The organism is Nostoc sp. WHI (assembly GCF_015714725.1).
Taxonomy (GTDB): domain Bacteria; phylum Cyanobacteriota; class Cyanobacteriia; order Cyanobacteriales; family Nostocaceae; genus Nostoc.
In genome coordinates, this window is sequence record NZ_WBKM01000060.1 from 1 (window position 1) to 10,290 (window position 10,290).

Annotated in this window: 7 protein-coding genes and 1 pseudogene; 2 read left to right on the forward strand and 6 right to left on the reverse strand. The window is 40.7% G+C overall.

From position 1 onward, the window contains the following. A partial coding sequence (locus F8S12_RS06080; protein WP_196515435.1) for a hypothetical protein occupies window positions 1-3,887 on the reverse strand: 3,887 nt, incomplete at its 3' end. Between the two features lie 47 nt (window positions 3,888-3,934). On the opposite strand from F8S12_RS06080, the gene F8S12_RS06085 reads away from it, so the two are divergent. Next, window positions 3,935-4,465, forward strand: a complete 531-nt coding sequence (locus F8S12_RS06085; protein WP_196515436.1) for a hypothetical protein — start codon at window positions 3,935-3,937, stop codon at window positions 4,463-4,465. Between the two features lie 173 nt (window positions 4,466-4,638). Here F8S12_RS06085 and F8S12_RS06090 read toward each other — a convergent pair whose 3' ends face one another. The 5 genes and pseudogenes from F8S12_RS06090 to F8S12_RS06110 all read right to left on the reverse strand — a co-directional run bounded on the left by F8S12_RS06090 (window position 4,639) and on the right by F8S12_RS06110 (window position 7,683). Further along, complete coding sequence (locus tag F8S12_RS06090; protein WP_196515437.1) at window positions 4,639-5,013, reverse strand: hypothetical protein; 375 nt, start codon at window positions 5,011-5,013, stop codon at window positions 4,639-4,641. 198 nt (window positions 5,014-5,211) lie between these two features. After that, window positions 5,212-5,622 (reverse strand): hypothetical protein, encoded by a 411-nt coding sequence (locus F8S12_RS06095; protein WP_196515438.1) that lies wholly within the window; start codon window positions 5,620-5,622, stop codon window positions 5,212-5,214. Between the two features lies 1 nt (window position 5,623). Further along, a pseudogene (locus tag F8S12_RS06100) lies at window positions 5,624-5,808 on the reverse strand (AIPR family protein); the annotation flags it as partial. Between the two features lie 145 nt (window positions 5,809-5,953). After that, window positions 5,954-7,186, reverse strand: a complete 1,233-nt coding sequence (locus tag F8S12_RS06105) for a ParM/StbA family protein (RefSeq protein ID WP_196515439.1) — start codon at window positions 7,184-7,186, stop codon at window positions 5,954-5,956. Window positions 7,187-7,188: 2 nt separating this feature from the next. Further along, on the reverse strand, window positions 7,189-7,683 hold the full coding sequence (locus F8S12_RS06110; protein ID WP_196515440.1) for a hypothetical protein: 495 nt from the start codon (window positions 7,681-7,683) through the stop codon (window positions 7,189-7,191). Between the two features lie 1,076 nt (window positions 7,684-8,759). On the opposite strand from F8S12_RS06110, the gene mobV reads away from it, so the two are divergent. After that, on the forward strand, window positions 8,760-10,290 hold a 1,531-nt coding region (gene mobV, locus F8S12_RS06115), incomplete at its 3' end, for a MobV family relaxase (RefSeq protein ID WP_196515441.1).

Sequence of the window (10,290 nt, forward strand, 5' to 3'; positions counted from 1 at the left end):
TGATGTAGAATTTTCGCACTACTATCAATCATATACAGTTGTTGAGGATTAACTGATTGAGTCCCAAAAGCCTGAAATTCCTTCGTCCACTTCTGGGGATATTCAACGGTATTAGGGTCAATTTGAGCGCAAATAACAGAAAAATTACTTTCAATAATAGCGGGTGCTGGGGTAAGTTGTCCGGTTTTGAGCAGTCCAAGCTGTCTGAGCGCGTCTTTGTCTTTCTTGAAATGTAATACCCCCAAGGGTTCACCATTCAAAAATACAGCATCTCTAGTTTTAGAAGCTGAGGTTTCGATAGTCAGTTTTCGGTAATCTTGATCATTGAATGTCTGACCAGGAAAATCATAAAAGTTAATTTTATTGATTTTCAGGAGATTACCGTTGGGAGATTCACCCAGCACAAAAGCTTGATCTCCAGTTTCGGAGATAGAAGTAAGTTTTAACTTTAGAGGATTACCATTTTTGAGATAATTAATTTCTTTTAACTGTTGGGCAGAATCACTGTCTAACTCACCCAGAGTTTTGCCATCAAGTTTGATTTTTACTGTTTTATCAGTCACCGGCACAGTGCCAAATTCTAAGTTGACCGGTTCGGCGTTAAAAACAAGTCCTGCATAAGAGAAGTTCTTGAGTTCACGGATAGTAATTTCAATCGGCTCGTTTCCAGGCAGTCCAATAGTTGCTTTGGCAGTAGCAGGTTCTACCCCAACCATACTTGCTTGCGCTTTCGTACCAATGGGAAGCTGTGCGGTTCTGGTTTCAAGCATGGCGAATTCTTTATATTCGCCGTCAGCATCCTGGACAAACATTAGTCTGGAAACGTGGCGTTCATGTCCGACTGGGTGGTGGCTAGCCCTAATTTCTATCGGGTGTTTTTCGGTGGGATTCCAGTCTCGACCCAAAAATTGATTCGCTTCATTATTCAGCGTGACTAACTTCGGCTCAGTAAATTGCAATTTATCTAAGCGAGAAATAATCTCATTGGGGAAAGCAGCGAAGGCAAAATTAGAGACTTTTTTGGCGATCGCTTGGGGGTTTGCGTTTTCTTTTCTTGCAACTTCAAGTTCATCTTGGCGAGATGCACAGATGTTCCAAGCGGCGGCGGATAGAGCAAGTTTTTCTGATTCTGGGATCTTCGCATAAAATGCGAGAGCCGCATCATTTGCCAAGGCATAGAGTAGTTTAGTTTGGCTTCTAGTAAGTTCTGGTTTTAGTTCTAGGAGTTTAGCTCCCTGCATGGTCATCCCCGCCTTGAGATTGTGGTCAGTCACAGATTGTTGGCTAACTGTTCCCAGTTTATGGTGAGCGGGTTTCCTATCCTCCCCAATCTCACCATCTATCTGTGCAACTACTAATAATCGGTGAGGGCGTTCTTTACTTCTGAATTTCTCTGATATTTCATCTAAGCGAATGTTCAACGTCTGGGCTTTCCAGATTAAGGGGTGTCCGTAACGGGTGAGATTGGTAATTTCGAGTTTCGCCCCCTGTGGAGTTTGCACTATTGCGGATGGCCCTTTCTCGGTTTCACGCCGTTGAGACATCCGAACCGCAGCATTGAACTTCAGATCAAACTCGTACTTAGCGGCGATCGCTGCAAATTTTTGCTGTGGTGTAAATTCTACTCCTTTGAACAAGTCTTTAAACTGGACGATGGGGCGCGATTCTAACTGTGATTCTTGGAAATATTTATTAGTTTGACTAATTAATAATTCTACTGGCGAGTAGCCCTTTGGTGTTATCCCTGTGTTTAAATAAGCTGACGAAGATTTCTTATCTTTAATATAATTAACATCACGATACAAATAGCGGCTGTTCTCCCTGATTAAATCCATCTCAGGTTTTTTAGCACTTTTGAATAAATCAACTGCTATTTGGTTTTGATAACACCCCTCACCAATCATTTCTCGGTACATCAGGCGGTTAACATCCATCGCCTGTTGAATAATCTCTCTTCTTCTGTTAGGATTCTCTGCTAGAGCTACAACAGATTGCATGAAGGGTTTGTACTCTGCTCTAATTGGTTTGGGCTTCTCGTCATGTTCCTGTTCAAATAAACCTTGATAGCGCTTAGATACTTGCTCTAAATATTCTGATTTTTGTTCTAAAGTACCATAAGTGTTTAGTACCTCAATTTCTGATTCTAATGCTTCCAGTGCTGTCACTTGATTGTTGATTATGCCCACGCTGATGCTATCGCTCATGTGGATAGCGATTTTTTCAAATGGGGGCTGGGTTCCATTTTCCAAATAAAATGATTGTTTTTTGAGCTTAACTGTGGGCGAATAGGCGTTTTGGGGAAGATTTCTTCGCTCTGCCTCTGCTGTTAAATTGGGGTATAAGCTAGCTCTTGCTACACCAATGCAGTCACCATCGTAGTCTCGTGCTTGGCGTTCTGATTCGGTTTCTGCTGGGTCGATAAAATCAACATCAACCCCTCGTGTTTCTAACTCTGTAATTCTTTGCTGTATGCGCTTGTGGTCTTCGTCATTGACTACAATTATGCCTTCTAAGGGTTCACCATCTGGAGCAAGACGGTCTAAAACGTGTTTATTAGTAGAGACACACAAACCATTAGAGTTGAGGAAAGGAGAGCGAAAGTTAAGAATTTTTTCTCCTTGCTCCAGCCAAGGTGCACAGATTTCACCATTTTTGAGTTCCTTGGATGGAATAATCATCCCTCGGTCAAAAGTAAGCGTTTTTCCAATAGCAATATCTCGCCACTCACTTTGTACAAAACGACTTAGCTCCTGCTTTACCTTCTCTGTTTCTAAAAGCTGTTGATGACCAAGTAAATCAGCTTTAATGAGTTTGTACATGAACAAGTCATCTTTGGCGGGGTCATTATCCAATTCCTGATCTGCATCTAAATCATCATTTGTCCCTAAGTCTTTAACATCTCTTTCTTGATTGGTGACTTCTCCTGTTGTTAATTTATTTTGGCTCAATGATTCTTTACGTTTTTCGTATCTTTCACAATAGTAAGCAGCAACAACTCTTGGATCATCTTGAATAGAGGCTAATCTTTGAGCTTGTACCTCTAGTTCCTCGGCAAAATCTTTAATTCCTTGGGGGAAAGATGCCAGCAGTTGGGAGATAGACATCTGACCTTGTTGAGATTGCCCTTTTTCAGCTAACCAAATATTTTGCTGATATAATAATCCTGGCTTAATCTGCGGTTTAGTAGCGCCTTTGGGTCTATCCTTGTCTGTTCCCTTAAAACTGCTTACGGGGAGAATTATGTCTATTTTTGGTTTGTTCTTAGGATCTGCATATTCTATTTTATCTAGTCTGTATGGTCGGAGTGTTCCTTTGCCAAAACGATATTTAGTAGTATCTTCTCCAACTCCATCCACCCAACCAAATCGATGCTGAATTACACGATAGCTTTTATCTACTTGGGATTCTCTTAAGGTTAGCTTGTCAGAAAGCTGTGTTGAAATCTGCCCATAACAATCGCCAACTAATTTATATGCTAAATCATTTGATAATATTCCTCCATTTTCACCCCTGTTATCAGTAGAATCATCTACTACCAGAATATTTAGCTTTTCGTGAATCGCATTTTTACAAGCCCCAAGGAAGATGGAACCATAAGCCCCACGGTCTTTACTATCTGGACAAATTTTTTGAATCGTTTCTAAACATTCCTTTTCTCCATAAAGTAAACGAGTTTTTGAAGATAATAGTAAAATGTGTCCATCTGGATGATTTTTTAAATCTTCGTCTGTACTGTATTCATCTGAATGTCCAAATGAGAATTTTTTATCAGGAAAGTAAAATTCCAGTAAAGTATTACTGAGATTTTCAGTTAAAATAGTTTTACGCTCATCTGTATAAATCCATTGATTGAGCCTGGGATCAAAATGTTTAATTTCCAGAGTCATGGTTTTAAGAATTTAATGAAAGTTGGTTAATATCTTGAGAGGTTTGTATGTCGAGAATTAAGCGTTGGATAAATATGCATAAGGAAGAATTCAATGCAGATGGAACTTTAAAAGATGAAGTAAGACAACAAAAGTTATCTAAAGGCGCACATCCAGAAGCAGTCGATGACTACGCTCGTAGAGTAAAAGAAGAGTATGACGAGTGGAAGCACCTGGACGAGACTGATCCAGAGCCGTGGCCAATCTACACAGCCTACGATTTCTTTAGCGAACAAGAGAAAAGGGAATTTAACCCTGATGGTTCTCTCAGACCTGAATATGTAGAATACGCTCAGAAAATTGGTGTCAGTGAAAGTGCGCTGGAACAGCAAGAGTGGCGTAAGAAAATGGAGGTTGATAATTACAATAAAGTGTCTGCCGATCATGTAGAACAAGGCATCAACTTTGGTGCATGGTTGATGAGAGGAAGGATTGGAAACAGCAAAACATACGTCCAACGTCGGCAGCAGATGGAGCAAGACCTGCGTAACTTTGAGCCGGAAGACAGTTTGCCTTTCGACAAAGACACAGCATATTAAGCTCACCTAAGCAGAGCGAGGGATAATATAAGCTGAAAGCATTATCAAACAACGCTCTCAGCTTTTTGCGTTGAATTTATGACGCTGCCTGACCATTTGGATTAACGCTGTTGGGTAGAGGGTGGGTTAGCAGCTGCCGATGGTTTGACAGAGCGAAAAAGCGAATTGTTTGGTTAATTGGCTTGCTGTTCTATAGCTGGAGGGATTACCCCAGACGATCGCACAACTGACTTGTTGGAAGCGGCGGCAAGGAACGCAAACATTCCTAAAATAGCAAAGGACGTAATAATCACTTGCTGTAGGGAGGTAAATACTGACTTTTCTTTTTCCTTTTGGACAGTAATGCGATTGAGCTTTTGCTGAAATGCCGACAAATATAGATAATCTAATACTTTCTCACACAAGGCAGGGTCTTCACCTATCTGTACTTTCTGGCACAGGAGAATTTCTAGATGTTCTTGGCGGCGATCGCTTGTAGACAAATCGCGCTCATCCCACAGTTTTACTTGGGTTGTATCTAAAGGTCTATTAATACCTAATAAAGTCATAAATATGTCCTCACTTGATTTAGGAGTTAGTTGAGAAAACAGGTGTAATCGATAATTCAATTACACCCTACTGTGCTTTTTGAAAAATGGAACTCGTATCTAACTTAAGAAGTTTAAATATGCTTTCAAAAAAGAACTAGCAACTTGAGTACTGAAAAAATCAAAACTCAGGTTGCTAGTAAAGTTTGAGAATGTATGCTATATTTCCCAGTCCAAATCTTCAGTTGAAGATGGAGATAAAACCTGTGCCTTGGGTGGTGCCTGGGGTGTATCCGGCTGCAATGGGTTCGTCCCATCCTGAAATAATTCTTGTGCCAGAGTCCGCCCATCGCCGTCAATGTCACTACTCAAGAAATACTCCAAAACCTGCGGTGTAGCACCATCAATTGCTGCTTGTGCTAGTAGAGATTTGATGAATTGGGGAGATGCTTCACTATCAGCTAGTACCTTCAAGGTTTGCTCGGCATCTTGGATGGTCATTTTGGAGATATCTTTAACTCCAGCTTCTTCCCAGACATCGCCAAAATACTGACGATATTGCTGATTGAAGTCTTGCTCTTGGGCAAATCGTGATAATTCTTGTACCTGCAAATGTGTCGTTTCAGCCATATCAATTTGCTAATGTTAATTGTTCACGCTTGTTATTGTTTGACCCAACCATCTTGAGCAATTGTTGATTGAGATAGTTTTGAGCCGAAACGTAGAAATTATCCCAAATGACTGGGTTACGGCAGATTTTGCTGCCAACTTCTCTGATACCAAATACTTGCGGTAGTAGTTCGTCCACAGATTCTGTGATTGGTAAGAGCGATCGCCTGCGGGGGAAACACCATTCAAAGCCAAACCCTTACATTTGTTAGCTTTGGCGATGTTAGACAGAATGTCTGTCTAACATCAGACAGTATTAGTCGCAACAGTTGTCGTACAAATGCAAACTAATCTAAATCCCAAGGCTTGTAGTGATATAACCGTTCCTTTGCCAAATCTCCGTGTCTGGTTTAGAACTATTGAATGGCTGAACATAATAATCAGGAACTAAGGGTTTGTCTTGGCGATTATAGCTAAATTCATGATCCAAAAACTTAATATGACTAATATGGGATGCCCAAGCATCGGCTATCCTATCGCCTAATCCCATTGTGTCTAAATATTTAGGTAGTTCCATTCCTCCATTCCAACAAATGGGGATGCCTTCACAATCAAAATGTTCGGTTAGCTCTTGGCGTATAAAAGATGCTGTCCCACCACAAACTAAGATTTCATCCATTTGGGCAATATTTCTCAACCAGCGCCATAAAGCACGGCAGTACTCTTTGCGAACTACTGGTAAAATCCGACAAAACAACTCTACATCAGCATTGATTTCTTCCATTTTGGTTTTGCGTGATAGAAACCGCAGTGCATCAAAATTGTTATTCGTGGTTTCGGCTAAGGCTGAAATTAGGCGTAAGTCATCTTTTGATAAACCTACAGCAGTACGTTCTACAAACTGATGTACCACCCAATTCATCCCTAAATCTGTAGATTCAGCTTTTACTGCATTCCCCTTGTGCGACAGAATAAAACTGGCATTACGATAGCCTAACATCAGCATTCCTATACTCTTTTGGAAATAGTTTATGTTGACGTTGCGACTGCGATATGCCATTATACCCGCCCCTTCTGGACTGACATCAAAGCTACGTAATTTTGCTTTTAACTTTCCTGTTGGCGTGATTATTCCTGTTTTTAAGTTCTGTGCTAGTTTTGCTCTGAGCGTTTGCCCATCCGACGCTTCTCCCACTGGCAACAACAAATGTACATATAGTTCTATATCTGGGTTTTTCACTCCCAGCCGCCGAATTGCCAACCATAACATAGCTGTTACTTTCGGTAAGGCATATTGATACTTCAAATCTCTAATAGCTGATGTCCCCGCGAACATACTTTTGGCTAATGCTCCCAAGACATAGTATTCTTCCCCAATTCCTATCCACACCGTCGTATCTTGTACGAGTTGATTTGACAAATATTCTATTGACTCTACCCCTAAATCCGCTATTTCTGGTTCCATTGCTAAAACTATTGGAACCCCATCTGGATAAATCTGTGCTATCCCCTTCTGAGAACTTGTCCCTAAATCAATCGTTACTACAACTTTTGTGTAGTCTTTAGAATTATTCTTTTTATTCATCTTCAGCCCCCGTTTTGGTTGTCCCAGCCAAACATCCGCTTCATGTCGCTCATCTCTTGATAGTTTTGCGAGGAAAGAAATTCATCGTCATCGTCATGGTCTTCATCTTCTTCATCAGTAGAACTTATTTGTCCATCTCCCGAAGTAATCCCTAAGACAGATAGACTATCTGATGCCACTATGTTTGATGCTTGCATTGATATATTTGATGTCACCACTAGCGGGTCTGGTGCTATCCCGCAAGTTCTCCGAATCATACTAATTTGTGCTTCTAGTTGACTAATTGCCCAAATGCCAATCTGTCTTAATTCTTCTCCCCTCAGCCCCGAAGAAAACAAGGCTAGAGGTAGCCAGTGTTTTTTTAGTGTCGATGTAATTGTTTCCGAATAATCTTCCTTCAAATTTAAAGGCTTTGACCTCAAGTAATCAATTACTTCTGCATCTGCACTGTCACTTGGTCTTCTAAATGACACTACTCTATATCTAGAATCATTCATTTTTTTGACTAAAATTCTGATTAGCGTAACGCGCTTTCTTAAAATTATTACACTAATTTTTATCAACCAGTTTTTTTTATTTTTACTTTGATATTGCCTGACTTAACTAAATTTAATATTTTTGCTTCTGAAATTTATGTTGTCTGCCTAAATAAAGTATTTATTTAACAATGAATGCACATACAACACCGCATTTTTTCTTCTAATCCTTCACTTAGACCCTCAAATTTTTTATCCCTACTAATTTACCGGGGTTTTATTTGCTTTTAAGTGGTTAAAATGTATTATTAGTCACAGTTACAAATAGCAGACATTTTGCACCTAAAACCCCTATTTATATACAAAATGTCTGCTATTTTGCACCGCTCATACACGCTTTTAACTGTTATAACTGTCAGCAAATGCTGACAATCAGGTACAAAATGTCTGCTATTTTGTACATCACTTTTTTTAAAAATTGCCCTCTAATACTTACTCCAGCAGGCTTTAAGGCGATTTACTCAGTTTATTCTATTCTCAATAATCCCAAGCTTATTGAGAACTTGTACTACAAAAGTAGTGCTTCTATACTTCAAAAAGCCAGTTTTTTTCTTGTTAAGCTACAAAATACTACTAAAAATTACAAATTAGCACTGATTAACTTCGAGCGACTGCCAAAAAATTCCGTTGTCAACCATTTTACTCTTGAGTAATTCTCGAAAAATTCTGTTATCAGTCCGTTTATTGTCATTAATGAAGAGTTATTGACAGTTAAATAGCTCGAAAGCCTTGATATTCCAGGATTTTTCGGGTAGAAACCTAGAAATCTGTACCTTGTGTATTTAGGCTGAAATTGTGCTAAAAGTGACTGTGCTACTAGCGGAATCTTGGGATGGCGGGAGAATTGCCCCAAAACTGCTGTAGGGTGGCTTAAAATAGTCGTACTTACTACGGTTATCTACCCATTTTCGCATTTGAGCGATTTAGCTTTAAAAAAGGCGTGAAACCGAGAAAAAACAGCAATAATTTGAGTAATATTTGTTTCTCAGTCAGTCAGCCCAAAAACTTGTATTTCCAAATTTTAGCGTAGATAAAAAATGGCATACGCGATCGCGCGATTAAAAAAATTAAAGCGGGGTAACATATCAGGGAGTGCATCTCACACCGCGCGAGAAAGAGAAACCCCTAATGCAGATCCCACTCAAAAAAATATTCGGTTCATCGGTAGCCTCGACCCAGAGGAACGACTAGAGGATTTAGTCTTAGCCAAGATAGGGGACTCGGAGCAGAAGCGGAAGATTCGCACTGATGCGGTGTACTGCGTGGAGTTACTGTTGAGTGCATCGCCCAGTTATTTCCGTCCCGACTGCCCCACCCAAGCCGGTTACTATGAACCACAAAAGTTGGATAACTGGGTAGAAGCGACTCACCAGTGGTTAGCGGATGAATATGGATCTCGCATTGTCCGCGCCGAATTACACCTGGACGAAGCCACCCCCCATATTCACGCTTATTTTGTCCCCCTTGATGATCAGGGGCAATTGCGCTGTAATCATTTCTTTGACGGGCGGCAGAAGATCCAACAATTTCAGGATTCGTACTACCAGACAATGCGGCTAATTGGGCTAGAGCGGGGTATCAAGGGAAGTAGAGCGCAGCACCAGGACATCAAGGATTTTTACCGGATTGTGGAGGAGGGGCGCGACTTAGAAGTTGATGAGCTAAGTGCAGCGCAATTGAAGGCCAAAGCTGCCGACCGAGACAGGGCGAATCAACGTAAACAGGAAATGGAAGCTACAGCTAAAGCTCTCTCACTTGAGAATGACCAATTACGGCGGCGGATAGAGCAAGATAATCAACAATTACGAAAACTTACCGAATGGTCAACTGATTTAGCTTTAGATGATGTTGCTTGGGAGTTGGGACTGTGGCGTAAAGGGAATGAATGGGTTGGAGGAAACCACATCATTAATATAGATGGCTCTCAATTTAGCGACCTTGCTCCCGGTTCTCATTTTGAAGGTAATCATGCAATTGATTTGGTGAAACACGTTAATCAATGTAACCAAACAACTGCGATCGCATGGTTAGGGGAGCGATTTGGTGAAGCCGGCGCTCAAAGGGCAGCGATCGCTCATGCTCAAAAAGTTGCGGCTGACATTATCCAAACTCAACCAGCACCCCAATTCACCCCACCCGTTGAGGATAAAGCTAATTGGTCAGTCGTTGAACATTACCTCAAACAGAAACGAAGCATACCTTCTGATTGTGTACAAATGTTACATAACCAGGGGCTAGTTTATGCCGACTCAAAAGCAAATGTAGTTTTTGTGATGCGGGATCTCAACGGAAAGACCAAAGGGGCATTTTTAGAAGGGACAGCTAATACATTTTCTGGTTATGAGTTAGGTACTGTTCGCCGTGATAGCTGGTTTTACTTTACTTTGGGGAAAAAGCCTAGCGAACAAACTAGTACTGTCGTGCTGTCTGACTCTCCCATTGATGCCATTTCAGTAGCCATGCTGGAATATCAGGTTAAAGGAATACCAGAAAACAGAACAGTTTACATGGCAGCAGATGACACTTCAAATTTACCTGTTGAAAGATTACGTAATGTGACTCATGTAC

What these genes read in the sequence shown, in the direction of transcription:
- F8S12_RS06085 (WP_196515436.1), top strand. Translation starts at nt 3,935, where the DNA reads ATGTCGAGAATTAAGCGTTGGATAAATATGCATAAGGAAGAATTCAAT.
- F8S12_RS06090 (WP_196515437.1), bottom strand. Translation starts at nt 5,013, where the DNA reads ATGACTTTATTAGGTATTAATAGACCTTTAGATACAACCCAAGTAAAA.
- F8S12_RS06095 (WP_196515438.1), bottom strand. Translation starts at nt 5,622, where the DNA reads ATGGCTGAAACGACACATTTGCAGGTACAAGAATTATCACGATTTGCC.
- F8S12_RS06105 (WP_196515439.1), bottom strand. Translation starts at nt 7,186, where the DNA reads ATGAATAAAAAGAATAATTCTAAAGACTACACAAAAGTTGTAGTAACG.
- F8S12_RS06110 (WP_196515440.1), bottom strand. Translation starts at nt 7,683, where the DNA reads ATGAATGATTCTAGATATAGAGTAGTGTCATTTAGAAGACCAAGTGAC.